The organism is Haliea atlantica (assembly GCF_054779855.1).
In genome coordinates this window covers 725,905-751,205 of the sequence record NZ_BAAGXL010000003.1, presented here as the reverse complement: position 1 = coordinate 751,205, position 25,301 = coordinate 725,905, and the positions used below count along the sequence as shown (strand labels likewise).

The 25,301-nt window shown below is 66.1% G+C and carries 22 protein-coding genes; 16 read left to right on the top strand and 6 right to left on the bottom strand.

All coding sequences use genetic code 11. The annotated features are described in order from the left end of the window. Positions 1-7: 7 nt before the first annotated feature. The 6 genes from dapD to map are packed head-to-tail and all read right to left on the bottom strand — an operon-like array spanning position 8 to position 6,781. The gene (gene dapD / locus ACYVGS_RS03485) at positions 8-1,027 is read right to left on the bottom strand and encodes a 2,3,4,5-tetrahydropyridine-2,6-dicarboxylate N-succinyltransferase (protein ID WP_460587244.1); all 1,020 of its coding nucleotides are present in this window, start codon (positions 1,025-1,027) and stop codon (positions 8-10) included. Positions 1,028-1,068: 41 nt separating this feature from the next. Then, on the bottom strand, positions 1,069-1,425 hold the full coding sequence (locus tag ACYVGS_RS03480; protein ID WP_460587243.1) for an arsenate reductase: 357 nt from the start codon (positions 1,423-1,425) through the stop codon (positions 1,069-1,071). A gap of 44 nt (positions 1,426-1,469) precedes the next feature. Next, the gene (gene nth / locus ACYVGS_RS03475; RefSeq protein WP_460587242.1) at positions 1,470-2,177 is read right to left on the bottom strand and encodes an endonuclease III; all 708 of its coding nucleotides are present in this window, start codon (positions 2,175-2,177) and stop codon (positions 1,470-1,472) included. Further along, a complete protein-coding gene (dapC, locus tag ACYVGS_RS03470) occupies positions 2,129-3,319 on the bottom strand; it encodes a pyridoxal phosphate-dependent aminotransferase (RefSeq protein ID WP_460587241.1) in 1,191 nt (396 codons plus the stop codon). Before dapC ends, nth begins: the two co-directional genes overlap by 49 nt. A 4-nt stretch (positions 3,320-3,323) precedes the next feature. Then, complete coding sequence (glnD, locus tag ACYVGS_RS03465) at positions 3,324-6,005, bottom strand: [protein-PII] uridylyltransferase (protein ID WP_460587240.1); 2,682 nt, start codon at positions 6,003-6,005, stop codon at positions 3,324-3,326. Continuing rightward, entirely contained in the window at positions 6,002-6,781 is a 780-nt protein-coding gene (gene map / locus ACYVGS_RS03460; RefSeq protein ID WP_460587239.1) for a methionyl aminopeptidase, read from the bottom strand. The genes glnD and map overlap by 4 nt, the downstream gene beginning before the upstream one ends. A 360-nt stretch (positions 6,782-7,141) precedes the next feature. Between map and rpsB the strand changes: the two genes are divergently transcribed. From rpsB to dnaE, 16 genes are all read left to right on the top strand, one after another. Then, entirely contained in the window at positions 7,142-7,891 is a 750-nt protein-coding gene (gene rpsB / locus ACYVGS_RS03455; protein ID WP_460587238.1) for a small ribosomal subunit protein uS2, read from the top strand. A 90-nt stretch (positions 7,892-7,981) separates the two neighbouring features. Next, positions 7,982-8,839 carry a translation elongation factor Ts gene (gene tsf / locus ACYVGS_RS03450; RefSeq protein ID WP_460587237.1) on the top strand — a complete coding sequence of 286 codons (858 nt, stop codon included), beginning with the start codon at positions 7,982-7,984 and terminating at the stop codon, positions 8,837-8,839. A 124-nt stretch (positions 8,840-8,963) separates the two neighbouring features. Further along, a complete protein-coding gene (gene pyrH / locus ACYVGS_RS03445) occupies positions 8,964-9,689 on the top strand; it encodes a uridine monophosphate kinase (protein WP_460587236.1) in 726 nt (241 codons plus the stop codon). 29 nt (positions 9,690-9,718) lie between these two features. Then, positions 9,719-10,276, top strand: a complete 558-nt coding sequence (gene frr, locus ACYVGS_RS03440) for a ribosome-recycling factor (protein ID WP_460587235.1) — start codon at positions 9,719-9,721, stop codon at positions 10,274-10,276. Between the two features lie 12 nt (positions 10,277-10,288). Next, complete coding sequence (gene uppS, locus ACYVGS_RS03435; RefSeq protein WP_460587588.1) at positions 10,289-11,095, top strand: undecaprenyl diphosphate synthase family protein; 807 nt, start codon at positions 10,289-10,291, stop codon at positions 11,093-11,095. Further along, the gene (locus tag ACYVGS_RS03430) at positions 11,088-11,924 is read left to right on the top strand and encodes a cytidylyltransferase family protein (protein WP_460587234.1); all 837 of its coding nucleotides are present in this window, start codon (positions 11,088-11,090) and stop codon (positions 11,922-11,924) included. The genes uppS and ACYVGS_RS03430 overlap by 8 nt, the downstream gene beginning before the upstream one ends. Continuing rightward, the gene (gene ispC, locus ACYVGS_RS03425; RefSeq protein WP_460587233.1) at positions 11,918-13,147 is read left to right on the top strand and encodes a 1-deoxy-D-xylulose-5-phosphate reductoisomerase; all 1,230 of its coding nucleotides are present in this window, start codon (positions 11,918-11,920) and stop codon (positions 13,145-13,147) included. Before ACYVGS_RS03430 ends, ispC begins: the two co-directional genes overlap by 7 nt. After that, entirely contained in the window at positions 13,138-14,493 is a 1,356-nt protein-coding gene (gene rseP, locus ACYVGS_RS03420) for a peptidase M50B family protein (protein ID WP_460587232.1), read from the top strand. The genes ispC and rseP overlap by 10 nt, the downstream gene beginning before the upstream one ends. Before the next feature lie 67 nt (positions 14,494-14,560). Beyond that, positions 14,561-17,158, top strand: a complete 2,598-nt coding sequence (gene bamA / locus ACYVGS_RS03415) for an outer membrane protein assembly factor BamA (RefSeq protein WP_460587231.1) — start codon at positions 14,561-14,563, stop codon at positions 17,156-17,158. Positions 17,159-17,195: 37 nt separating this feature from the next. Beyond that, the gene (locus tag ACYVGS_RS03410) at positions 17,196-17,714 is read left to right on the top strand and encodes an OmpH/Skp family outer membrane protein (RefSeq protein ID WP_460587230.1); all 519 of its coding nucleotides are present in this window, start codon (positions 17,196-17,198) and stop codon (positions 17,712-17,714) included. 7 nt (positions 17,715-17,721) lie between these two features. Then, a complete protein-coding gene (lpxD, locus tag ACYVGS_RS03405) occupies positions 17,722-18,735 on the top strand; it encodes a UDP-3-O-(3-hydroxymyristoyl)glucosamine N-acyltransferase (RefSeq protein WP_460587229.1) in 1,014 nt (337 codons plus the stop codon). A gap of 27 nt (positions 18,736-18,762) precedes the next feature. After that, positions 18,763-19,194 carry a 3-hydroxyacyl-ACP dehydratase FabZ gene (fabZ, locus tag ACYVGS_RS03400; protein WP_460587228.1) on the top strand — a complete coding sequence of 144 codons (432 nt, stop codon included), beginning with the start codon at positions 18,763-18,765 and terminating at the stop codon, positions 19,192-19,194. Between the two features lie 3 nt (positions 19,195-19,197). Then, on the top strand, positions 19,198-19,968 hold the full coding sequence (gene lpxA, locus ACYVGS_RS03395; RefSeq protein WP_460587227.1) for an acyl-ACP--UDP-N-acetylglucosamine O-acyltransferase: 771 nt from the start codon (positions 19,198-19,200) through the stop codon (positions 19,966-19,968). Then, entirely contained in the window at positions 19,968-21,119 is a 1,152-nt protein-coding gene (gene lpxB, locus ACYVGS_RS03390; protein ID WP_460587226.1) for a lipid-A-disaccharide synthase, read from the top strand. The genes lpxA and lpxB overlap by 1 nt, the downstream gene beginning before the upstream one ends. Further along, positions 21,119-21,724 carry a ribonuclease HII gene (rnhB, locus tag ACYVGS_RS03385; RefSeq protein WP_460587225.1) on the top strand — a complete coding sequence of 202 codons (606 nt, stop codon included), beginning with the start codon at positions 21,119-21,121 and terminating at the stop codon, positions 21,722-21,724. The genes lpxB and rnhB overlap by 1 nt, the downstream gene beginning before the upstream one ends. A 10-nt stretch (positions 21,725-21,734) precedes the next feature. Next, a complete protein-coding gene (dnaE, locus tag ACYVGS_RS03380) occupies positions 21,735-25,223 on the top strand; it encodes a DNA polymerase III subunit alpha (protein ID WP_460587224.1) in 3,489 nt (1,162 codons plus the stop codon). Positions 25,224-25,301 lie beyond the last annotated feature (78 nt).

Sequence of the window (25,301 nt, the reverse complement as noted above, 5' to 3'; positions counted from 1 at the left end):
CTCCGGGTCAGTTGTGGGCGTGCAGTTCGTTGTTCAGCTCGATCGCCGAGCGATTGGTCAGGCACTCCACGGCACCGCTGCTGGAGTTGCGGCGGAACAGCAGGTCCGACTTGCCGGCGAGATCGCGGGCCTTGACGGTTTCCTGGGGCTGCCCCTCGTTGTCCAGCACGGTGACCCGGGTGCCCGCGGTGACAAACAGGCCGGCCTCGACCGTGCAGCGGTCGCCCAGCGGAATGCCGATGCCGGCGTTGGCACCGATCAGGCACTCCTTGCCCACGGCGATGACGATGTTACCGCCGCCGGAGAGGGTGCCCATGGTGGAGCAGCCGCCCCCCAGGTCCGAGCCGCTGCCCACGGTGACGCCGGCCGAAATGCGGCCCTCGATCATGCCCGGGCCGTCGGTGCCGGCGTTGAAGTTGACGAAGCCCTCGTGCATCACCGTAGTGCCCTCGCCGAGGTAGGCACCCAGGCGTACCCGCGCGGTGTGGGCGATACGCACGCCGGTGGGTACCACGTAGTTGGTCATCTTGGGGAACTTGTCGACGCTGGAGACTTCCAGGGTTTCGCCGCGCAGGCGGGCGGCCAGCTGGCGCGCGGGCAGTTCGTCGATGGCGATCGCGCCTTCGCTGGTCCAGGCAACGTTGGGCAGGACCCCGAACAGGCCCTGCAGGTTGGTGCCGTGGGGCTTCACCAGGCGATGGGAGATCAGCTGCAGTTTGAGGTAGCCTTCGGGCACGCTGGCCGGCGCGCTGTCCTCGCGCAGCAATACGGCCACTGCCGGTGCCTGGCTGGTAGCCAGCTGTGCCGCCAGCTGCGCCTGCAGGGTCTCGCCGGCAGCCGCCAGGGCTTTTTCCAGGACGTTCAGTTGCTCGCGGCTCAGGGTGGCCTGGTTGTCGATCTCGCCGATCGCCGCTACCAGCTCGGCGCTGGGGGCAAGGACCGGATTGGGGAAGAAGACTTCCAGCCAGTCGCCCTGGCTGTTGTGGGTACCCAGGCCAAGGCCGAAGGCGTATGCGCTGTTGCTCATGCTGTGCTTTCCTGGTCGAGCCGCCCGCGGGCGGCGGTGGTTCAAAGGGTGTGGCGCTGGAACAGGCTGGCGTAGTGGTCGGCCTTGAAGCCGCAGTGGCGTTCGTGACCGATGTCCAGCAGGGGCCGCTTGATCAGCGTCGGCTGCTCGAGAATGGCCGATCGCGCCGCCTCATTGTTCATGCTGTCGCGGACCTCGGCGGGCAGGGCTTTCCAGCTGGTGCTGCGCCGGTTGACCAGCTGCTCCCAGCCCAGCTCCTCGAGCCAGGCGTCGATCTGGGCCGCACTCAGGCCGTCCTCGCGCAGGTCGTGGAACTGGTATTCGATGTCATGCTGTTCCAGCCAGCGACGGGCTTTTTTCACGGTGTCGCAGTTCTTGATGCCGTAGAGGGTAATCACGCGTCGGCTCTCCGTTTGCTCCGGCGGGCGGCAAGGATAGCAAATCAGGCCTTGCGGATCTTCTTCGGATGCTTGCGCTCCGGGTAGCAGGTGCGGCAGATCTCGCAGACCCGGCCGTCACAGCCCCGGGCGCTGCAGAATTCCCGGCCATAGTAGATGATCTGCAAGTGCAGGCGGTTCCAGGCGTCCCGCGGGAACAGGCGCTTGAGGTCACGTTCGGTCTGCACCACGCTTTTGCCGCTGGTCAGCCCCCAGCGCTGGGCCAGGCGGTGGATGTGGGTGTCCACCGGGAAGGCGGGCACGCCGAAGGCCTGGGACATCACCACGCTGGCGGTCTTGTGGCCGACACCGGGCAGCCGCTCCAGGGCCTCCATGTCCGCGGGCACCTCGCCAGCGTGCTCTTCCATGAGCATTTCGCTGAGCAGCTTGATGGCCGCCGATTTCTGCGGCGACAGGCCACAGGGGCGGATGATCTGGCGAATCTCCTCCACCGGCACCTGGGCCATGTCCCGGGGATTGTCGGCGCGGGCGAACAGCGCCGGGGTGACCTGGTTGACCCGTTCGTCGGTGCACTGGGCGCTGAGCAGGACCGCCACCAGCAGGGTATAGGGGTCCCGGTGATCCAGGGGGATCGGCGTTTCCGGGTAGAGTTCGTTCAGCCGCCGCTGGATGAAGGCGACCCGTTCGGGCTTGCTGAGCACGTTTACAGGCTCTCCACGCAGCGACGAATTCGGTGGGCGGCCTCCACGCATTCCTCGAGGGTGGCCACCAGGGCCATGCGCACCCGCTGTTCCCCGGGGTTGAGCCCGGCCTGCTCCCGCGCCAGGTAGCGGCCCGGCAGCACGGTGACGTGCTCGCGGGCAAACAGCTCCCGGGCAAAGTCGGTGTCGGCAATCGGCGTGCGCGGCCAGAGGTAGAAACCGGCATCCGGGGCCTCGACCTCCAGGCAGTCGCCGAGAATCTCCAGTACCGTGCGGAATTTCTCGCGGTAGGCGTCGCGGTTGGCGCGAACGTGGCTTTCATCTGCCCAGGCCGCGGCACTGGCGTGCTGGTGGTGCAGGGGCATGGCGCAGCCGTGATAGGTGCGGTAGCGCAGGAATTGCGCCAGCACGTCGGCGTCGCCGGCGACAAAGCCCGAGCGCAGGCCCGGCAGGTTGGAGCGCTTGGACAGGCTGTGGAAGACCACGCAGCGCCGAAAATCGGTATTGCCCATGGCCGCGCAGGCCTGCAGCAGGCCGGGGGGCGGCGCCTGCTCATCGCCATAGATTTCCGAGTAGCACTCGTCACTGGCGATGACGAAGTCGTGACGCTGCGCCAGTTCAATTAACTGCTGCAGGCGCGCCAGGGGCAGTACCGCGCCGCTGGGGTTGCCGGGGCTGCAGAGATAGAGCAGTTGGCAGCGCTGCCACTGGTCCGCGGTAACGCTGTCGAAATCCGGCAGGAAGCCGGTGTCGGCGGTGGCGTTGATGAAACCGGGGGTGGCTCCCGCCAGCAGTGCCGCGCCCTCGTAGATCTGGTAGAAGGGGTTCGGGCTGAGGACCAGCGCTCCGGGCACCGGGTCCACCACGGCCTGGGCAAAGGCGAACAGGGCCTCGCGGGTGCCGTTGACCGGCAGTACCTGGCGCCCGGCGTCGACATTGTCGAGGCCGAAGCGCCGCTGCAGCCACCCGGCGATGCCCTCGCGCAGGAAGGCTTCGCCGCGAGTCGCGGGGTAGCGCGAGAGCAGCGGCAGCTGGCGCGCCAGCTCCTCGAGCACGAAAGCCGGTGCCGGGTGGCGCGGCTCGCCGATGGACAGGGCGATGTGCGCCTTGTCCGCCGGTGCTTTCAGGCCCTCGAAGAGCTGTGCCAGTTTTTCAAAGGGGTAGGGGTGCAGGGAATCCAGTCGGGGGTTCATTGCGTCAGGTCTGTTCCACTTGTGCGTCCAGTTGCCGGCGAATCTCGGCCTGGATGGCCTCGCAGAGGGCCGGGTCGGTCAGGGGCTGCTGCTCGTCATCGGTGATGAAGAAAACGTCCTCCACCCGCTCCCCGAGGGTCTGGATCTTCGCGGCCTGGAGGACCACGCCGAAGTCCACGAAGATGCGCCCGATCATGGCCAGCAGGCCGGGGCGGTCCGGGGAGGCGACCTCGAGCACGCTCATGTGCTTGATTTCGTCCACGAACATCGCGGTTTCCGTGGGAATCGAGAAGGACTTCATCTGCCGCGGGGTGATACGGCGCACGCAGGCGCGGTCATTCATGTCGCCGGCCAGTGCCTGGCCGAGGTGCTCGCGGATATGCCGCAGGCGGGCGCCATCCTCGGCGATGGAGCTGCCGTCGGAATTGAGTACCGAGAAGGTGTCCAGGCTCATGCCGCCGCTGGCGCTGTAGATGCGGGCATCGTTGATGCTCAGGTCGAGCTGTTCCAGTTCGGTGCAGACGCGGGAGAAGAGCTGGGCGTGGGTCGGCGCGTGAATGAAGATCTGGGTGGTGTTGGCGACGCTGGAGTCGGTGCTGTTGCGAATCACCACCAGGGGCTGGCTGCGGTCAACGTGGTTGGCAATGGCCTCGGTGTGCCAGGCGATATCCTCCACCCGCTCGCGCAGAAAGTAGTCTTCGCTGCGCTCGCGCCACAGGTCTTCCAGCTCTTCCGCGGTGAAGCCGCGGTACTCCAGCAGGTCGATCGCGGCGCGCCGGGCGTCCTCCACCCAGGCCTGCTTGTCCACCGGGTTTTCCAGTCCGCGGCGCAGGGCGCGCTTGGTGCCGGTGTAGAGCTGGCGCAGGAGGCTGCTGCGCCAGGCGTTCCACAGGTTGGGGTTGGTGCCGTTGATGTCGGCCACGGTGAGGGTGTACAGGTAGTCCAGCCGGGTCTGGTCGCCGACGTGGCGGGCAAACTGCTGGATCACCTCGGGGTCGGAGATGTCCTTGCGCTGGGAGACCGCGGACATCAACAGGTGGTTGCGCACCAGCCAGGTGACCAGCTCGCTGTCGCGCTCGGACAGGCCGTGGCTTTCACAGAAGGCCCTGGCATCCTCGGCGCCGAGCTCCGAGTGGTCGCCGCCGCGGCCCTTGCCGATGTCGTGGAACAGACCCGCCAGGTAAAGCAGCTCGATGCGCGGCAGACGCCGCGCCACGCGACTGGATACCGGGAAGCGTTCGTCGTACTCGGGCTTCATGAAGAAGCGCATGTGCTGGATGACTTCCAGGGTGTGGGCGTCCACGGTGTAGGCGTGGAAGAGGTCGTGCTGCATCTGGCCGACGATCTGTCCGAAAGCGGGGATGTAGTTGCCCAGTACCCCGTAGCGGGTCATGTTGCGCAGGTTGCGGGTGACCTGGTGCGGGGCCCGCAGGATGGCCAGAAACGTGGCGTGATTGGCCGGGTCTTCCCGGAAGCTGTTGTTGATCAGGTGGCGATGGGCGCGGATCAGCCGGATGGTGGCGGTGCCGATGCCCTTGATGTCGGGACTCTGACCGGCCAGTGCAAAGACCTCCAGCAGCGCGCCGGGGCGGCTGCTGAACAGGTCGTCGCGCAGGGCCTCGATATAGCCGTTGCGCACCTGGAAGTCCTGGTTGAGCACCTGAATGTCGTCGACCGTGCCGGCGCGCAGGATGACTTGGTCGAAATTGCGGATCAGCAGTTCGTTCAGCTCGCTCAGCTGCAGGGCCCAGCGGTAATAGGTCTGCATGAACTGCTCCACCGCCAGGCGCTGGCCGTCCTCGAAGCCCCACAGCTCCGCCAGCTCGCGCTGGTGGTCGAACAGCAGGCGGTCCTCTTCGCGGCCTGCGATCATGTGCAGGGCGTAGCGCACCCGCCACATGAACTCCCGGCCGCGCAGCAGCATCTGGCGCTCCTCGGGGGTCAGGAACTCGCCGGTATCCATCTCCTCCAGGGCGCGCACGCCGAAGTGACGCTCGGCGATCCAGGCGATGATCTGCAGGTCGCGCAAGCCCCCGGGGGAGGTCTTGATGTTGGGCTCCAGGTTGTACTCGGTGTCAGCGTACTTGGCGTGACGGCTGCGCTGTTCTTCCAGCTTGGCCTTGAAGAAGTCGGCGCTGGGCCACATGTGCGCCGGGCCGGTCTGCTCCCGCACCGCCTGCATCAAGGCCTCGGGGCCGCGGATGACCCGGCTCTCCATCAGGTTGGTGAGCACGGTGATATCGCCGCGGGCCTTGCGGCAGCAGTCGTCGACGGTGCGCACGCTGTGCCCGACCTTGAGGCCGATGTCCCAGAGCTGGGTAAGGAACTGCTCCAAAGGCGGGTGGCTGCCTTCGCTGTCGTGGTGCAGCAGTACCAGGATGTCCACGTCGGAATGCGGGTGGAGTTCACCGCGCCCGTAGCCACCGACAGCGACCAGGGCCGGCTCCGCCGGACCCCACTCGCGGGTGTCCCAGAGGGCGCCGAGCAGGGTGTCCATGAAACGGGCGCGCAAATGCAGCAGGTGGCCCACCCGCTCGCCGTCGCGAAAGGCCTGATCCAGCCAGACCCGGGCCTCTTGCAGCACCTGCTTTCCGGTTGCCAGGCAGTCGCCGTGGCGCAGCCGGTCGGCCAGGCGCGCCGGGTCGAGCAGGAAATCGGGTGCCGCGGAGGCCGCCGTCGCCTTCATGCGGGGGGCGTTTCCTTGCTGCGCCGGGTGAAGATCTCGCAGCCGTCCGCCGTGACAGCCAGGGTGTGCTCCCACTGGGCGGACAGGCGCCCGTCGCGGGTGGTCACGGTCCAGCCGTCGTGGGCGTTCAGTTTGGTGTGACGGCGGCCGGCATTGATCATCGGCTCGATGGTGAAGGTCATGCCCTCTTCGAGCACCAGGCCCTCGCCGGGACGCCCGTAGTGGAGGATCTGGGGGTCTTCGTGGAAGACCCGACCGATGCCGTGCCCGCAGTATTCGCGCACCACCGAGTAGTAGTGTTTTTCCGCGTGTTCCTGAATCACGTGGCCGATATCCCCCAGGGTGGTGCCGGGGCGCACGATGTCGAGGGCCCGGTACAGGCACTCCCGGGTGACCCGGATCAGGCGCTCGGCGTGGGGCGGAATCTTGCCCACGCCGACCATGATGCTGGTGTCGCCGTGGTAACCGTCCTTGATGACCGTCACGTCGATATTGATGATGTCGCCGTTTTTCAGCTTGCGGGTGTCCGAGGGAATGCCGTGGCAGACCACCTCGTTGACAGAGGTGCAGATGGAGCGTGGAAACCCGTGGTAGTTGAGGGGCGCCGGGATGGCGTCCTGGACGCCAGTGATGTAGTCGTGGCAGATGCGGTCCAGCTCGCCGGTGGTGATGCCGGGCTGCACATGCGGCTCGATCATCTCCAGCACTTCCGCGGCGAGGCGGCCGGCCACGCGCATTTTTTCCAGTTCTTCACTGGTCTTGATGGATACAGCCATGCGTCACTCGATCTTGAACAGTCTGCAGGTCCGGTGCGGCAGGGTAGGGCGCCGGCCGGTCAGCCGCTTATTGTACAGGATTCCCCGCTCACCCGCAGCGGTCCCGGACGGGGGCCGCTGCCGCTTTCGCCAGTGTCGGTCAGCCATCTGGCCGGGGCGGCGCGAGCCGGCCAGGCCGCATTCCCGCTGGCGCCGGGTGGTTGTCTGTGGTATAAAGCGCGCCTCTCGCGGGCGGCTCCGGCCTCCCGGCGGGAGAAACTATCGTCACACACATGCCGCAACCCGTGCCAGGGTGCTCCCGAGAGGGGGTTTGGTGCCGGGGGTATGTGGAGGCCCAACCCAATTGAAAAGGTATTTATCATGTCGCAAGTATCCATGCGTGACCTGCTGCAGGCAGGTGTTCACTTCGGTCACCAGACCCGTTACTGGAACCCGAAGATGGCTCCCTTTATCTTCGGTGCCCGCAACAAGATCCACATCATCAACCTCGAGCACACCGTTCCGGCCTTCAACGAAGCCCTGAACCTGATCAAGCAGATGTCCGCGAACAAGAGCAAGATCCTGTTCGTGGGCACCAAGCGTGCCGCCGGCAAAGTGATCAAGGAGCAGGCCGAGCGCGCCGGCATGCCCTACGTCAGCCATCGCTGGCTGGGTGGCATGCTCACCAACTACAAGACCATTCGCGCCTCCATCAAGCGTCTGCGTGACCTGGAGTCCCAGCAGGCCGACGGCACCTTCGCCAAGCTGACCAAGAAAGAAGCCCTGATGCGCACCCGCGACATGGAAAAGCTCGAGCGCAGCATCGGCGGCATCAAGGACATGGGCGGCCTGCCCGATGCCCTGTTCGTGGTTGACGTGGACCACGAGCGCATTGCCATCACCGAAGCCAACAAGCTGGGTATCCCGGTTATCGGCATCGTGGATACCAACAGCGATCCCGACGGCATCGACTACGTGATTCCCGGCAACGATGACGCCATCCGTGCGGTCAAGCTGTACGTGACCACCGTGGCCGAAGCCTGCCTGGCCGGCCGCGCCGAAAACGGCGACATGCCCGCCGCCCGCGACGAGTTCGTCGAGGAAGCCGCAGCGGCCGAGACCGCCCAGTAAGGCCCGCCCCGATCCGGCGCCCCCCGGGGCGCCGGCGAAACACGTTCAGCTGATACAGGCCCCGCACAGGGGCAGATAGGAGGAATTCGCATGTCTGCAGCATTGGTCAAGGAATTACGCGAGCGCACCGGGCTGGGTCTGCTCGAATGCAAGAAGGCGCTGGCGGAAGCCGGTGGTGATGTCGAGAAGGCAATCGAAGAGCTGCGCAAGTCCAGCGGCATGAAAGCGGCCAAGAAGGCCGGTCGCACCGCGGCGGATGGCGTGGTCAAGGCGCGCGTTGCCGAAGACGGCAGCTACGGTGTGCTGGTGGAAGTCAACAGCGAGACCGATTTCGTGGCCCGCGACGACGGCTTCCTGGCCTTCGTTGAGCAGGTGTTGAACGCCGCCTTCGAGCGTCGCGAAACCGACGTTGCCGCCCTGATGGCCGGCGAGCTGGAGTCAGCCCGCGAAGGTCTGGTGCAGAAGATCGGCGAGAATATCGGTGTGCGTCGCATCACGCTGATCACTGCCGACGCCGGTGTCATCGGTGCCTACGTTCACGGCAACAACCGCATCGCGGTACTGGTCGAACTGAAGAGCGGCGACCAGGACCTGGCCAAGGACGTCGCCATGCACATCGCCGCGGTCAACCCGCGCGTCGTCTCCCCGAGCGACATGCCCGAGGAACTGATCGCCAAGGAAAAGGAAATCTACACCGCCCAGGCGCAGGATTCCGGCAAGCCCGCAGAGATCGTCGAGAAGATGATCGGTGGCCGCATCAAGAAATTCCTGGCCGAGAACAGCCTGGTCGAGCAGCCCTTCGTGAAGGACCCCGATGTCACCGTCGGCAAGCTGGTGTCCAAGGCCGGCGCCGAAGTGCGCTCTTTCGCCCGCTTCGAAGTTGGCGAAGGCATCGAGAAGGAGCAGGTGGATTTCGCCGCCGAGGTGGCCGCGCAGCTGAAAGGCTGATTCCGCGCTGTCGTGCATGAAGAACGGGGCCCGAGGCCCCGTTTTTTATGAGAGGCCCCGCCCCCTGGTCTAGGGTGTCGGGCTGTTGTCCTGTAAACTGGCGGTACTTCAGGAGATCGACGTCATGCCTCAGGCTTCGGCTGAAAAGAAATACAAGCGCATCCTGCTGAAACTCAGCGGCGAAGCGCTTACCGGTAAAGAGAATTACGGTATCGACCCCAGGGTGCTGGATCGCCTGGCCCTGGAGATCGGCCAGCTGGTCGGCATCGGGGTCCAGGTGGGGCTGGTCGTCGGCGGCGGTAACCTGTTCCGCGGCGCGGCCCTGCAGGCGGCCGGTCTCGACCGGGTCACCGGCGATCACATGGGCATGCTGGCCACGGTGATGAATGCCCTCGCCCTGCGCGATGCGCTGGAGCGCTCCAGTATCGCCACCCAGGTGATGTCCTCCATCCCCATGAGCGGGGTGGTTGACCACTACGACCGCCGCAAGGCCATTCGCGCCCTCGGCAACGGCGATGTGGTCATTTTCAGTGCCGGCACCGGCAACCCCTTTTTCACCACGGATTCCTCCGCCTGTCTGCGCGGCATCGAAGTCGAGGCCGACCTGGTGCTGAAGGCGACCAAGGTGGACGGCGTCTACAGCGCCGACCCGATGAAATTTGCCGACGCCATCAAGTATGAGCGTCTTACTTACGACGAGGTACTGGAGAAAAAGCTGGAGGTCATGGACCTGACCGCCATCTGCCTGTGCCGCGACCACAACATGCCCGTGCGTGTGTTCCAGATGGAGAAGCAGGGGGCACTGCTGAGCATCGTGCGCGGTGCCGCCGAAGGAACACTGATTGAATAGGCCCGCCAGGCCTCGCAAGGAGAACTGCCGTGATTGACGATATCAAACAGGAAGCCAAGGAGCGCATGGAAAAGGCGCTGGAGGCTCTGGGTCACAACTTCAACAAGATTCGTACCGGGCGCGCCCACCCCAGCCTGCTGGACGGGCTGAAAATCGAGTACTACGGCGCCGACACACCGATCAACCAGCTCGCCAACGTCAACGTCGAAGACGCCCGCACCCTGTCCATCTCCGCCTGGGACCGCTCCTCGATTCCGGCGATTGAAAAGGCGATCATGAAGTCGGACCTGGGCCTGAACCCGTCCACTGCCGGCGATGTCATCCGCATTCCCATGCCGGCCCTGACCGAGGAAACCCGCAAGGGCTACATCAAACAGGCCCGCCACGAGGCCGAGTCGGCCCGGGTTTCCGTGCGCAACGCCCGTCGCGACGCCATGAGCATGCTCAAGGACATGGTCAAGGAGAAGGAAATCAGCGAGGACGACGAGCGTCGCGGCCAGGACGTGGTGCAGAAACTGACTGATTCCTATGTCGAACGCATCGAGAAGATGCTGGTAGACAAGGAAGCCGACCTGATGGAAATCTGAGTCCGGTTGGCGATGTCACCCGATGCGCCCACAACCGGAGAGACCCGGTCTCGCGGCCCGATTCCCCAGCACGTCGCCATTATCATGGACGGTAACAACCGCTGGGCGCGCCGCCAGGGCGTCAGCGGCCCCGCGGGTCACCGCGCCGGCGTGGAAGCGGTGCGCGGCGTACTGCGGGCCTGTCGCGATCACGGTGTCCGCGTACTCACCCTGTTTGCCTTCAGTAGCGAGAACTGGGGGCGTCCCCAGCACGAGGTGCGGGCTCTGCTCGCCCTCCTGTCACGCTATCTGCGCAACGAAGTGCGCCAGCTGCACACGGATAATGTACGGGTTCGCTTCATCGGCGAGCGGGGCCGCTTCAGCGATCGCCTGCAGCGGCTGATGACCCACGCCGAGCACCTGACCCTGGGCAACAGCGGGGCCACCATGGTGATTGCCGTTGACTACGGTGGTCGCTGGGACATTGCCCGGGCGGCGCGCACCCTGGCCGAGCGGGTGGCCCGCGGCGAGCTCGCGCCCGAGGATGTCGACGAGGCGCGCCTCGGCGAGGCCATGTGTCTGAGCGACCTGCCCCCGCCCGATCTGTGTATTCGCACGGGTGGCGATGCCCGCATCAGCAATTTCATGCTCTGGCAGTTTGCCTACAGCGAGCTGTACTTCACGCCCGTGCTCTGGCCCGACTTCGGCGAGCTGGAGTTTGCACGCGCCCTGGCGGATTACGCCCGCCGGGACCGCCGTTTTGGCCTTCGCGATCCGGAGGGTCGGCCCCCGTTTGGTGACTCTTCCGGCGGCCTGGTGTCCGGAGGCAGGGATGCTTAGGCAGCGGGTCTTCACGGCCCTGGCCCTGGCGGCACTGTTCCTCGGCTCCGTGCTGTTCCTGTCGCTGCCCACCCTGGCCCTGGGGCTGGCGGCGGTGATCGGTCTGGGCGGCTGGGAGTGGGGGCGCCTGGCGGGCTGGCAGTCGCTGGCGGCGCGGACAGGGTTTGTCGTCACGCTGGCCCTGTGCATGCTGGGTCTCTACATTTACTGCGACCTCGGCAGCCGGCCGGCCCGCGGGCAGGTGCAGCCGGTGCTGGGCCTGGCCTGTCTGTGGTGGTCCTTTGCGCTGCTCTGGGTCAAGAGTTACCCCGCCAGTGCGGTGTTCTGGCGCAGCCGCCTTGCCCGCAGCCTGATGGGCCTGCTGGTGCTCGCCTGCGCCTGGCTCGCGGCGGTATACCTGCTGAGCTTCCCCCGCGGCGGGCTGCTGCTGGTGGTCATGGTGATCATTGTTGCCGCGACGGACATCGGCGCCTACTTTGCCGGGACCCACTTCGGTCGCCACAAGCTGGCGGTGCGCGTCAGCCCGGCCAAGACCTGGGAGGGCTTCTGGGGGGGCATGACCTGCGCGCTGATCCTCGCGATCGCCCTGTGGTCGGGCATTCCGTCCCAGCTGGCCCACGTCAGCCTGGGGGCGGTGGTCACGGTGGTGCTCAGCACCGCGGTGGCCTCGGTGGTCGGCGATCTGACGGTGAGCATGGTCAAGCGCGAAAGCGGGGTCAAGGACAGCGGCGCCATGCTGCCGGGGCACGGTGGTGTGCTCGATCGCCTGGACAGCCTGTGCAGCGCGGCGCCGGTCTTTGCCCTTGGCCTGCTGCTGGCGGGGTGGTAGCCGTGCCCGGACCGCGCAATATTGCCGTGCTTGGCAGTACCGGTTCGATCGGTGTCAGCACCCTCGACGTGATTGCCCGGCACCCGGATCGCTTCGCCGCCTGGGCGCTCTCCGCGCACCGCTCGGTCGATGCGCTGCTCGATCAGTGTCTGCGCTTTGCGCCGCGCTACGCGGTGATGACCGATGCCGATGCCGCGGAGCGCTTGCGCCAGCGTCTGCCTGCGGAGCTCGGTACCGAGGTGCTGGCGGGCGCCCAGGCCCTGGTTGAGGTGGCCGCCCACGCCGAGGTGGACAGTGTGATGGCGGCGGTGGTGGGGGCCGCCGGGCTGCCCTCGACCCTGGCGGCGGCTCGGGCCGGAAAGCGCCTGCTGCTGGCCAACAAGGAGTCGCTGGTCATGGCCGGCCACCTGCTGATGCAGGCGGCCCGGGACAGCGGCGCCCTGTTGCTGCCCATCGACAGTGAGCACAACGCCATTTTCCAGTGCCTGCCGGCCTGCGAGCGCGGCCTGCCGGGCCTCGCGGGTGTCGACAAGGTGCTGCTGACCGCCTCCGGCGGCCCCTTCCGCACCTGGTCGGCCGAGGCGATTGCCGCGGCGACCCCGGATCAGGCCTGTGCCCATCCCAACTGGTCCATGGGGCGCAAGATTTCCGTCGACTCGGCGACCTTGATGAACAAGGGGCTCGAGTTGATCGAGGCCTGCTGGCTGTTCGACCTCCCTCCCGAGCGGGTCGAAATCGTGGTGCACCCCGAGAGCATTGTGCACTCCCTGGTACAGTACGCCGATGGATCGGTGCTGGCACAGCTCGGCAACCCCGACATGCGCACCCCGATTGCCTACGGCCTCGCCTGGCCGGAGCGCATCGACGCCGGGGTCGCGCCGCTGGATCTGGTCAGTCTGGCACGGTTGAATTTCGAGGCGCCGGACGAGACGCGCTTTCCCTGCCTGCGGCTGGCGCGCGAGGCCCTGGCCCTGGGGGGAACGGCGATGGCCATCTGCAATGCCGCCAACGAAGTCGCCGTGGAGGCCTTCCTGGCCGCGCGTATCGGCTTCGGCACCATCCCGCGTATCATTGAAGCCACCCTGGCCCGGGTGGCAGTCGAGGAACCCGTCTCGCTGGCCGTGGTCGAAGCTGCCGACGACCGCGCGCGGCATTGCGCGGCGGAGCTTGTGGGGCAACTGGTGAGTCGAAACGGCGCGGCCCGGGAGAGTACATGGATCTGATTCACACCCTGTTGGTGACCGTGGTCACGCTGGGCCTGTTGGTCGCGGTGCACGAGTTCGGTCACTTCTGGGTGGCCCGGCGCTGCGGTGTCAAGGTGCTGCGCTTCTCGATTGGCTTCGGCCCGGCCCTCTACACCTGGCACGATCGCCAGGGGACGGAGTACTGTATCGCCGCCATTCCCCTCGGCGGCTATGTGCGCATGCTCGACGAGCGTGAAGGCGAGGTGCCCGAGGCCGAACTGGGGCGCGCCTTCAACCGCAAGCCGGTGCTGCAGCGCATTGCGGTGGTGGCCGCCGGCCCCCTGGCCAATTTCCTGCTCGCCATTGTCGCCTACTGGGCCCTGTTCATGGCCGGGGAGAGTGGCTACGCGCCGATAGTCGGCGAGGTGGAGCAGGGCTCGGTGGCGCACGTTGCCGGGCTGGAGCCGGGGCAGGAAATCGTCGCCGTCGACGGCGAGGAAACGCCCACCTGGCAGGCGCTGAATTTCGCCCTGCTGGACCGCATTGGCGACACCGGCCCGATTCGCTTCACCGTGCGCTACCCCGGTTCCGACATGCTCTACGAATCCGAAGGCACCCTGCAGCGCTGGCTGGCGGGTGCCGAGGAGCCCGACCTGATGGCGGGCCTGGGGCTGGCGCTCTACCGCCCCGAGATCGTGCCGGTGCTGGGCGAGGTGCTGCCGGACAGCCCCGCCGAGCGCGCCGGCTTGCAGGCGGGCGACCGCATCCAGCGGGTCGACGGCGAGCCGGTGGACCTGTGGGGCGAACTGGTGGAGCGCGTCAGCGCGCGCCCCGGGGAGTCGCTGCGCCTGGAGGGCCTGCGGGACGGGCAGCCCTTTGCCGTGACCCTGGTGCCGGAGGCGGCGCAGAATGAAGGCGGGGAAACCGTCGGTCGCATCGGCGTCGCGGTGCAGTTGCCCGAGATGCCGGCGGAGATGATTCGCCAGTTTCACCGCGGCCCGGTGGAGTCGCTGGTAGCCGGTGTCGACCGCACCGCGGAGCTGGTGGCCTTCACCCTGAACTCGATCAAGAAGATGTTGCAGGGCCTCATCTCGCCAAAAAACTTGAGCGGTCCTATTACCATTGCTAAAGTGGCGTCCGCTTCGGCCAAGTCAGGTCTCGAGGCCTGGGTGGGCTTCCTGGCGCTGCTCAGCGTCAGCCTGGGTGTGCTGAATCTGCTGCCGATACCGGTGCTGGACGGCGGGCACCTGCTGTACTACACGGTGGAGCTGCTGGCCGGTCGCCCGGTGCCGGAAAAGGTGCAGGTGCTGGGCTACCAGGTGGGCCTGTTCCTGATCCTGGGAATCATGATGCTTGCCCTGTATAACGATTTCATGCGCCTGTGATCTGCGCAGGCCCCGGACAATTCATGGAAACGCCTGCGTCAGGGCCTGGACGGTGACAGAGACTATTGTGAGCAAACGCATTACCCGCCTGCTGACGGCATTCGTGCTGGTCTGCGCCCCCCACGTGTTCGGCCAGAACGCTACCTTCATTGTGTCGGATATCCGCGTGGAGGGCCTGCAGCGCATCTCCCCGGGCTCCGTCTTCGCCGCCATGCCGCTGGCAGTGGGGGACCTGGTCAACCAGGACGCCCTGCGCGCGGCCGCCCGCAGCCTCTTCACCACCGGCAATTTCGACGATATCCGCATCGGCCGGGATGGCAACGTGCTGGTGATCGTGGTGGCCGAGCGCCCGAGCATCAGCGAGATCAATATCGAGGGCAACAAGGCCATCGAGACCGAGGCTCTGCTGGAAGGGCTCAAGGGTGCCGGCCTGTCCGTGGGGCAGGTATTCCAGCGCTCCACCCTGGAGGGCATGCAGCTCGAGCTGCAGCGGCAATACGTGCAACAGGGCCGCTACGACGCCAATATCGAGACCGAGGTGCTGCCGGAGCCGCGCAACCGCGTGGCCATCAATATCGAGGTGGACGAGGGTACGGTTGCCGCCATCAAGCACATCAATATCGTCGGCAACGAGGTCTATGACGACGAGGAGCTGACCGATCTGTTCGCGCTGAAGACCACCGGCTGGTTTTCCTTTTTCACCAACGACGACAAGTACAGCCGCGAGAAGCTCACCGGCGATCTGGAGACCCTGACCTCCTGGTACATGGACCGGGGTTACCTGCAGTTCAATATCGACTCCACCCAGGTTTCGGTTTCCCCCGACAAGCGGGAGGTCTTCATCACCGCCAATGTCACTGAAGGTGAGAAGTTCACCGTCGGCGAGGTGGGGCTCTCGGGGGACCTGGTGCTCGACGAGGAAGACCTGCGTCGCTACATCCTGGTGTCCGAGGGGCAGACCTTCTCCCAGCAGCTGGTCACCTCCACCGAGGAGTTCATGACCCGTCGCCTGGGCAACGAGGGCTACAACTTCGCCAAGGTTTCCGGCATTCCGGAAATCAACGAGGACGATCAGACCGTCGCCCTCAAGTTCTTCGTCGACCCGGGCAAGCGCACCTACGTCCGCCGTATCAGCTTCCAGGGCAACCAGAAAACCGCCGATGAAGTGCTGCGTCGGGAGATGCGCCAGATGGAGAGTGCACCGGCTTCCCAGTCCTCCATCGAACAGTCGCGTATCCGCCTCGAGCGCCTGGGCTACTTCAGCAAGGCCAGCGTGGAGACCCCGGAGGTGCCGGGGCACGACGACCTGATCGACGTCGACTTCACCGTCGAGGAGCAGTCCTCCGGCAGTATCGGTGCCAGCTTCGGCTACGCCCAGGATGCCGGCTTCATCTTCGGCCTCAACCTGCAGCAGAACAATTTCCTGGGCACCGGGCGCCAGGTCGGTATCGGTCTCAACTCCTCCCGCTACCAGGACCTGTACAGCTTCTCCTACACCAATCCCTACTATACCGAGGACGGTGTTAGCCGCGGCTTCTCGCTCTACTATCGCGCCACCGACCTGTCGGAGATCAACGTTGCCCGCTACACCACCGATACTATCGGCAGCACCCTGAACTTCGGCTATCCGATCAGCGAAACCCAGCGTCTGGGCTTCAGCTTCGGGGTGTCGAATACCGAGATCCAGGCCGGCCGCTTCGCCGTGCAGGAGATCAAGGGCAGCCCGCGCCTGGTCGAAGGGGTGGACAACTACTACGTCAGCACGCGGCTGGAGGACGGCAGCTACAGCGGCCCCGAGGAACTGCGCCCGATCAGCGAGCTGTCGGACAGCGCCCTGACCTTCCCCGAGCAGCCGGGTTTCCTGGATCTCTATGGCGACGAGTTCCTCAACTGGACCGCGAGTGCCAGCTGGAACCAGTCCACCCTCAACCGCGGCATCCTGGCCAATCGCGGCGCTTCGCAGTCGGTGGTCTTCGAGGTGGCGGTGCCGGGTTCGGATACCGAGTTCTACAAGCTGACCTACCGCGGCGAGATCTTCTTCCCCATTTACAACGAGTGGACCCTGCGCCTGCGCACGGAGCTGGGCTACGGCGACGGCTACGGCAATGCCGACCAGCTGCCCTTCTACGAGCACTTCTACGCCGGGGGCTTCGGGTCGGTGCGCGGCTTCGAGAGCAACACCCTGGGGCCGCGCTCCACGCCGCCGGAGCTGTACAGCGTCAATCAGCCGGTGACCGAAGTCGACGAAGACGGCAACCCGGTGCGTCGCGGCGGCGAAGACGGTCGTCAGTTCGGCTACCTGCTCGACCCGGAGACCGGCAAGCTGGTGGTGAATACCCTCGACGACGACCCCGACCCCTTCGGTGGCAACGTGGTGGTGGAAGGCAGCGCCGAGCTGCTGTTCCCGCTGCCCTTCATCAAGGATCGCAGCAAACTGCGTTCGGCCTTCTTTGTCGACGCCGGTAACGTGTTCAATACCAACTGTGCCCGGAACCAGATCAACTGTTTCGATGTCGATGCCAGTGAGTTGCGTTATTCGGCGGGTATTGGCGTCACCTGGATTACCGGCTTCGGGCCGATGACCTTCAGTCTGGCCAAGCCCCTGAATGCCTCCGAGGATGACGAGGAGGAAGTCTTCCAGTTCAGCCTTGGCCGCGGCTTCTGATTTTTACATTCATCACTCTCTGGAGAAAACCGTGTCAATGTCCAAACTGATTCAAGCACTGCTCGTTACCGTGGCGCTGGCCATGCCGTCCCTGGGTTGGGCCCAGGGCAAGATCGCGGTGGTCAATCTGGAACAGGCTATCCTGCAGACCGATTTCGCCCAGAAGCGTCTCAATGAAGCGCGCAATCGCGAAGACTACAAGTCCGACAAGGCCGAGTTTGACCGCCTCAAGGAAGAATTTGACAGCATGGTGCAGCAGTTCCAGAAGGACGCTGCCGTGATGAGCCAGGAACAGCAGCAGGACGCGCGGCGCAAGCTGTCCAGCAAGCAGGCTGACCTGGAGCACGTGGCGGGCAAGCTGCAGAGCGCCGAGCAGGAAGTCGGTCAGGCACTGCTGCAGGAAATGTCGCCGCGGGTCCAGGAAGTCCTGCAGGACCTGATCAGCACCGAGGGCATCGGCCTGCTGCTCCAGCGGGGCTCCGTGATCCACGCCGACGCCGGCTACAGCATCACCGCCAAGGTAACCGACAAGCTCAATCAGGCCTTTGCCGACTGAACAGGCCGTGCTGACCCTCGGAGCACTGGCAGAAGAGCTGGGCGTTACGCTGCGCGGTGATCCCGGGCAGGCCATCACGGGGCTGGCCACGCTGGCCAGCGCCGGGCCGCAGCAGGTTTCCTTCCTGGCCAACCGCCGCTACCTGCCACAGCTGCGGCATACCCGTGCCGCGGCCGTCATTCTGCGCCCGGATATGGCCGCCGAGTGCCCGGTGGCCAGTCTCGAGGCTTCAGATCCCTACCTGGCCTTTGCCCGCGCCAGTGCGCTGTTCATCACGGCGCCGCGGGCGGAGAGCGGGGTTCACCCGAGCGCCGTGGTGGCGGCTGACGCCGAAGTCCACCCCACTGCCAGTATCGGTCCCCTGGCGGTGATCGGTGCGCGGGCCCGAATCGGGGCAGGGGTGGTGATCGGCGCCCACTGTCACGTCGGGGCGCGCTGCGTGATCGGGGAGGGCAGTCAGCTGCACCCCGCGGTGGTGCTCTACCACGATGTCAAACTGGGCAAGCGCTGTACGGTACACAGCCAGGCGGTACTGGGCGCGGACGGCTTCGGCTTTGCGCCGGGCCCCGGGGGCTGGGAAAAAATCCACCAGCTCGGCGGCGTGACCCTGGGTGACGGTGTCGAGGTGGGCGCGTGTACCACCATTGATCGCGGTGCCCTGGAGGATACTGTGCTCGAGGACGGCGTAATCGTCGACAACCTGGTGCAGATCGCCCACAACTGTCACATTGGAAAAAATACCGCGATCGCCGGTTGCACCGGTCTGGCCGGAAGCACGATCATAGGCGCCAATTGCACACTCGCTGGCGGTGTGGGAGTGGTGGGCCACGTGGAGATCTGCGACAACGTCCACATCACGGGCATGACCATGGTGACCCGGTCGATCACCGAGCCAGGCTCCTATTCCTCCGGCACACCCATGTCGGATACTCGCGACTGGAAGCGCAATGCCGTGCGCTTTGCCCAACTCGATCGCATCCAGAAGCGGCTCGCCGCGCTGGAGAAATCTCACAAGTCCTGAAATCTTTACCGGGGGAATCTCACGTTGTTGATGGACATTTCTGAAATTCGCAAGTACCTGCCACACCGCTATCCCTTCCTGCTGGTGGACCGGGTGCTGGAACTCAACCTGGGCGAGTCCATCGTGGCGTGCAAGAACCTGACCATCAACGAGCCTTTTTTCGACGGTCATTTCCCCGAACAGCCGGTTTTCCCCGGCGTATTGTTGCTGGAGGCCATGGCCCAGGCCGCGGGCATCCTCGGTTTCAAATCCCTCGACAAGACCCCGGCCGACGGTTCCATGTACTACCTGGTAGGCGCCGATGACCTGCGCTTCAAGCGTCCCTGCGTCCCCGGCGACCAGATCATGCTGCGCGCATCGATCATTTCCGACCGGCGCGGCATCTGGAAGTTTGCCGTGAGCTCCGATGTCGATGGCGAGCGTTGCGCCTCGGCCACCATTCTCTGTGCAGATCGCTGAGACATGATTCACAGCCAGGCCATTGTCGATCCTGCCGCCCGGCTCGCGCCGGATGTGGAAGTCGGGCCCTGGAGCCTGATCGGGCCCGATGTGGAAATCGGCCCGGGCTGTCGCATCGAGTCCCACGTGGTGATCAAGGGACCGACAAGCATCGGCGCGGGCAATCACATCTACCAGTTTTCCACCATAGGTGAGGCGACGCCAGACCTCAAATACCGCAATGAACCCACGCGGCTGGTGATCGGCGACAACAACATTATCCGCGAGAATGTGACCATTCATCGAGGTACCGTGCAGGACCGCGCAGAGACCACGATCGGCAGCAACAACCTGATCATGGCCTACGTGCATATCGGCCACGACTCAGTGGTGGGTAACCACACCATCTTGGTCAACAACGTGGCCCTGGCCGGTCATGTGCATGTGGGTGACTGGGCGATTCTCAGTGGCTACACCCTGGTGCATCAGTTCTGCAAGATCGGCGCCCACAGCTTCAGCGGCATGGGCACGGCGATCGGCAAGGATGTGCCCGCCTACGTCACCGTCAGTGGCGCCCCGGCCGAGGCCAAGACCATCAATACCGAGGGACTGCGCCGCCGCGGCTTTTCGCAGGAGGCGATCAACCAGCTGCGCCGCGCCTTCAAGATTGTCTATCGCCAGGGCCTGACCCTGGAGCTGGCGCTGGAACGGCTCGACACCATGCTGCGGGAGACCCCGGAGGTGAAGGTGCTGATCGACTCCATACGCGCCTCGGAGCGCGGTATCGTCCGCTAGTGTCCCGGCCGCTGCGTATCGGCATGCTGGCAGGGGAGGCATCCGGGGACATTCTCGGCTCCCGCGTCCTGCGTGCACTCAGGCAACACTACCCGGACCTCCAGGCCGAAGGCATCGGCGGGCCGCTGATGCAGGCCGAGGGTTTCCAAAGCCTGTGGCCGATGGAGCGCCTGTCGGTGATGGGCTTCGTCGAACCCCTGAAGCGCTTGCCGGAACTGCTCGGCATTCGCCGCGGCCTCTACCGGCATTTTCGCGACAATCCGCCGGACATCTTTCTCGGTATCGACTCGCCGGACTTTGTGCTCGCCCTCGAAGGCCGCCTGCGGGCGTTGGGTATCCCCACTGCACACCTGGTCAGCCCCTCGGTCTGGGCCTGGCGCCAGGGGCGTATCAAGCGCATCCGCCGTTCGGTGGACCACATGCTCTGCCTGTTCCCCTTCGAGACCGGCATTTACCGGGAGAACGGTGTGCCCGCCACTTGCGTGGGGCACCCGCTGGCGGAAGAAATCGAGCCCGAACAGGACCGCGCGGCGCTGCGCCGGGCGCTGGGCCTGCCCGAGACCGGGCGACTGGTGGCACTGCTGCCGGGGAGTCGCCGCGGCGAGGTCGAGCTGCTGGGGCCGCTGTTCCTGGATGCCGCCCGCGCGCTGCAGCAGCGCCTGCCCGACCTGCACTATGTAATTCCCGCGGCGGGCCCCGAGCGCCGGGCGCAGCTGGCCGCGCTGCTGGAGGACGCCGGGGGGCTCGACTGCTCCCTGCTCTCCGGGCAGTCCCGGGAGGCCATGGCCGCCGCTGACGCCGTGCTCCTGGCCTCGGGTACCGCGACCCTCGAGGCCTGCCTGCTGCAGCGCCCCATGGTGGTTGCCTATCGCATGGCGCCCTTGTCCTGGGCACTGGTGTCGCGCCTGGTGCGCAGCCCCTTTGCCGCCCTGCCGAACATTCTCGCCGGCCGCGCCCTGGTGCCGGAACTGCTGCAGGCGGATGCGACGCCGGCGGCACTCGCCGATGCCCTGGAAGGTCTGCTGGAACAGCCCGCGACCCGCGAGGCCCAGGTGGCTGGCCTGGCGAGCATCCGCGACAGCCTGGCGCTGGGCTTTGCCGAACGCTGTGTGGAAGCCCTGCAGACCCTGCTGCCGGGCGAGGGCGGTTGATGGACCTGTTTGAACTGGATATCGAGGCGCCCGGCACGGCCGGTGTGGACGAGGCCGGCCGCGGCCCCCTGGCCGGGGATGTCGTGGCGGCCGCCGTCATCCTCGACCCGGCGCAGCCGATTGCCGGCCTGCGCGATTCCAAGCGCCTGAGCGCGAAGCGCCGCGAGGTCCTGGCCGCTGACATCCGCGAGCGCGCGTTGGCCTGGTGTGTGGCGCGCGCCTCGGTGGCGGAAATCGATACCCTGAACATCCTCCAGGCCAGCCTGCTGGCGATGCACCGGGCGGTGCAGGGGCTGGCGGTGACACCCAGTCAGGTGCTGGTCGACGGTAACCGGTTGCCGCGCTGGGACTATGTGTCCGAGGCGATCGTCAAGGGTGACGACCGCGTGCCGGCGATTGCCGCCGCCTCCATTCTGGCCAAGGTGCAGCGGGACGCGGACTTGCTGGCCCTGGAGGCCGACTGGCCCGGCTACGGTTTCGCCGCCCACAAGGGCTACCCCACGGCGGCCCATCTCGAGGCGCTGCGGCGTCTGGGGGTCACCCCGGTGCACCGGCGCAGCTTCGCCCCGGTGCGCGCCCTGTTGTCCGACGCTGCCGAGGGGTAAACTCCACGCCATGACCGACTTCGTCCACCTGCGCCTGCACTCCGAGTATTCCATCGTCGATGGGCTGGTCCGCCTCAAGCCGCTGGTCAGCCGTGTCGCCAGCCAGGGCATGGCGGCCGTGGCGGTCACCGACGTGTGCAATTTCTATGGCCTGGTGAAGTTTCACAAGGCAGCCTTCGCCGCCGGGGTGAAACCGATCTTCGGCGCCGATCTGCAGGTGGTCGACCCGGACGACCCGGAGCGCACCCAGCCCCTGTGCCTGCTGGTCATGGACCAGCAGGGCTACCGCAACCTGACGGTGCTGATTTCCCGCGCCTTCATGGAGGGGCAGCGGCTGGGGCGTCCCACCGTCCAGCGCGACTGGCTGACGGGCCACAGCGAGGGCCTGATTGCCCTGTCCTGTGGCGCCCAGGGGGATGTCGGCCAGGCCCTGCTGGCGGGGCGTCAGGCCCAGGCCGAGGCCCGCGCGCGTTTCTGGATGCAGCACTTCCCGGGCCGTTACTACCTGGAGCTGCACCGCACCGGTCGTGACGGCGACGAAAGCCACCTGCACGCCGCGGTGGCCCTGGCGGCCCAGCTGTCGCTGCCGGTGGTGGCCACCAACGATGTGCGCTTCCTCACCGCCGACGAGTTCGAGGCCCACGAGGTGCGTGTCTGCATCGGCGACAGCCGCACCCTGGACGACCCGCGCCGCCCGCGCCCCTACACCGACCAGCAGTATCTGCGCTCGCCGGAGGAGATGGCGGAGCTGTTCGCGGACATTCCCGAGGCCCTGGCGAATACCGTGGAAATTGCCCGGCGCTGCAACCTGGTGCTGGAGCTGGGCAAGCCCTACCTGCCGGATTATCCGGTACCGGCGGGCATGACCATGGACGATTTTTTCCGGCAGCTCTCCCACGAGGGACTGGACCGCCGCCTGGAAAAGCTCTTCGATACCAGCGCCGCGGATTTCCCCGAGCGCCAGCGGGAGTATCGGCAGCGGCTGGATTTCGAGCTGGATACCATCATCCAGATGGGCTTTCCGGGTTACTTCCTGATCGTGATGGACTTCATCCGCTGGGCCAAGGACCACGACATCCCGGTGGGCCCCGGGCGGGGCTCCGGCGCCGGCTCCCTGGTGGCCTACGCCCTCGAGATCACCGACCTCGACCCGCTGGAGTACGACCTGCTGTTCGAGCGCTTTCTCAACCCGGAGCGGGTCTCCATGCCCGACTTCGACGTCGACTTCTGCATGGAGAAGCGCGACCGGGTGATCGAGTATGTGGCCGACACCTACGGGCGTGAGGCGGTCTCCCAGATCATCACTTTCGGCACCATGGCGGCCAAGGCGGTGGTGCGCGACGTGGCGCGGGTGCAGGGCAAGCCCTACAGCCTGGCGGACAAGCTGTCCAAGATGATCCCCTTTGAAGTGGGGATGACCCTGGCCAAGGCCCACGAGCAGGAGGAGATCCTGCGGGACTTCCTCGACAGCGACAACCAGGCGATGGAAATCTGGGACATGGCGCTGCAGCTGGAGGGGATAACCCGCGGCGTGGGCAAGCACGCGGGCGGGGTCGTGATCGCGCCCTCGCGCCTGACCGATTTTTCGCCGCTGTTTTGCGACGAGGCCGGCGGCGGCCTGGTGACCCAGTACGACAAGGGCGATGTCGAGGACGCCGGCCTGGTCAAGTTCGACTTCCTCGGTCTGCGTACCCTGACCATTATCGACTGGGCGCTGGGAATGATCGACACGGTGCGCGCCCGGCAGGGCGAGGGGCCGCTGGACATCTCGGCGATTCCCCTGGACGACGCGCCCAGCTTCCAGCTGCTGCAGTCGGCGGAAACCACCGCGGTGTTCCAGCTCGAATCCCGCGGCATGAAGGACCTGATCAAGCGTCTGCGCCCGGACTGCTTCGAGGACATCGTGGCCCTGGTGGCGCTGTTCCGTCCCGGTCCCCTGCAGTCGGGCATGGTGGACAACTTCATCAACCGCAAGCACGGTCGGGAGGCGATCGCCTACCCGGACCCGCAATACCAGCACGAGCTGCTCCAGCCGATCCTGGAGCCCACCTACGGCATCATCCTCTACCAGGAACAGGTGATGCAGATTGCCCAGGAGCTGGCCGGCTACAGCCTCGGCGAGGCCGACCTGCTGCGCCGCGCCATGGGCAAGAAGAAGCCCGAGGAAATGGCCAAGCAGCGCGAGGTCTTCGAGCGAGGCGCCCGGGACAAGGGCATCGACGGGCAGCTGGCGATCCACATTTTCGACCTGGTGGAGAAGTTCGCCGGTTACGGCTTCAACAAGAGCCACTCGGCGGCCTACGCCCTGGTGTCCTACCAGACCGCCTGGCTGAAGACTCACTACCCCGCGCCCTTCATGGCGGCGGTGATGAGTTCGGAACTACAGAACACCGACAAGATCGTGATCTTTGTCGAGGAGTGCCGGTCCATGGGGCTGGACCTGCGGCTGCCCGACGTCAACGAGGGTGAATACATGTTCACCGTCAATGACGAGACCGCCATCATCTACGGGCTGGGGGCGATCAAGGGCCTGGGCGAAGGGCCGGTGGAGAATATCCTGCGGGCGCGCCGCGAGGGCGGTGCCTTTACCGACCTGTTCGACTTCTGTGCCCGCACGGATCCGCGCAAGGTCGGGCGCCGCGCCATCGAGGCGCTCATCCGCGCCGGTGCCTTCGACAGCCTGGGGGTGGATCGCTGGATCCTGATGGCCTCCCTGGAAGATGCCCTGCGCACGGCGGAGCAGTCCGCCAGCAATCGCGAGGCGGGCATGCTGGACCTCTTCGGCGAGGTGGTGCCGGGGCCGGTGGACGCGGGTGGCGATGTCTATGCCAGCTTCCGCGATGCGCGCCCCTGGAGCGGGCGGGATCGCCTGGCCGGGGAGAAGGAAACCCTGGGGCTCTATGTCACCGGCCACCCCATCGACGACTACGAGGCGGAGCTGCGCAAGTTCGCGCCCACCCGCATCGCCAACCTGCGCGGCGACAAGTCGGGCACGCAGATCCTGGCCGGCCTGGTGGTGGCGACCCGCGTCATGAAGACCAAGCGCGGCGACACCATGGCGATCCTGCAGCTGGACGACCGCAGTGCCCGCATCGAGGTGACCGTCTACGCCGACGTCTTCAACGAGAGCCGCGAGCTGCTGGGCAAGGACGAGATCATCATCGTCGAGGGCACCGTGGCCCACGACGATTACTCGGGCGGGCTGTCGGTGCGCGCCAAGTCCCTGCGCAGCCTGCTGCAGGCCCGGGCGTCCTATGTGGCCGAGCTGACCATCGAACTGCACCAGAACCAGCTCAGTGAGGCACTCACGGAGCAGCTCGCATCGGCCCTGGAAACCGCGCGGGGTGGGGACTGTCCGGTGGCGCTGTGGTATTGCCTGCCGCGCAGTCGCGCCCGGGTGCAGCTGGGGGAGAACTGGCGGGTTCTGCCCAGCGACGACCTGCTGCAGACCCTGCGGGAATGTGTCGGACAGGAAGCCGTCGCTCTCCACTACGCCTGATGCCTCCGCCGGTTTCCGGCCGGGGCCCAATCTCTTGAACCCCTCCCTGGAATGGGAAGACGCAACCTGCCTGGACGG

Bases quoted from the DNA above. Each gene is read 5' to 3' on its own strand.
- dapD (WP_460587244.1), bottom strand. From the start codon at position 1,027: ATGAGCAACAGCGCATACGCCTTCGGCCTTGGCCTGGGTACCCACAAC.
- nth (WP_460587242.1), bottom strand. From the start codon at position 2,177: ATGCGTGGAGGCCGCCCACCGAATTCGTCGCTGCGTGGAGAGCCTGTA.
- dapC (WP_460587241.1), bottom strand. From the start codon at position 3,319: ATGAACCCCCGACTGGATTCCCTGCACCCCTACCCCTTTGAAAAACTG.
- glnD (WP_460587240.1), bottom strand. From the start codon at position 6,005: ATGAAGGCGACGGCGGCCTCCGCGGCACCCGATTTCCTGCTCGACCCG.
- map (WP_460587239.1), bottom strand. From the start codon at position 6,781: ATGGCTGTATCCATCAAGACCAGTGAAGAACTGGAAAAAATGCGCGTG.
- rpsB (WP_460587238.1), top strand. From the start codon at position 7,142: ATGTCGCAAGTATCCATGCGTGACCTGCTGCAGGCAGGTGTTCACTTC.
- tsf (WP_460587237.1), top strand. From the start codon at position 7,982: ATGTCTGCAGCATTGGTCAAGGAATTACGCGAGCGCACCGGGCTGGGT.
- pyrH (WP_460587236.1), top strand. From the start codon at position 8,964: ATGCCTCAGGCTTCGGCTGAAAAGAAATACAAGCGCATCCTGCTGAAA.
- uppS (WP_460587588.1), top strand. From the start codon at position 10,289: ATGTCACCCGATGCGCCCACAACCGGAGAGACCCGGTCTCGCGGCCCG.
- ACYVGS_RS03430 (WP_460587234.1), top strand. From the start codon at position 11,088: ATGCTTAGGCAGCGGGTCTTCACGGCCCTGGCCCTGGCGGCACTGTTC.
- rseP (WP_460587232.1), top strand. From the start codon at position 13,138: ATGGATCTGATTCACACCCTGTTGGTGACCGTGGTCACGCTGGGCCTG.
- ACYVGS_RS03410 (WP_460587230.1), top strand. From the start codon at position 17,196: ATGTCCAAACTGATTCAAGCACTGCTCGTTACCGTGGCGCTGGCCATG.
- lpxA (WP_460587227.1), top strand. From the start codon at position 19,198: ATGATTCACAGCCAGGCCATTGTCGATCCTGCCGCCCGGCTCGCGCCG.
- rnhB (WP_460587225.1), top strand. From the start codon at position 21,119: ATGGACCTGTTTGAACTGGATATCGAGGCGCCCGGCACGGCCGGTGTG.
- dnaE (WP_460587224.1), top strand. From the start codon at position 21,735: ATGACCGACTTCGTCCACCTGCGCCTGCACTCCGAGTATTCCATCGTC.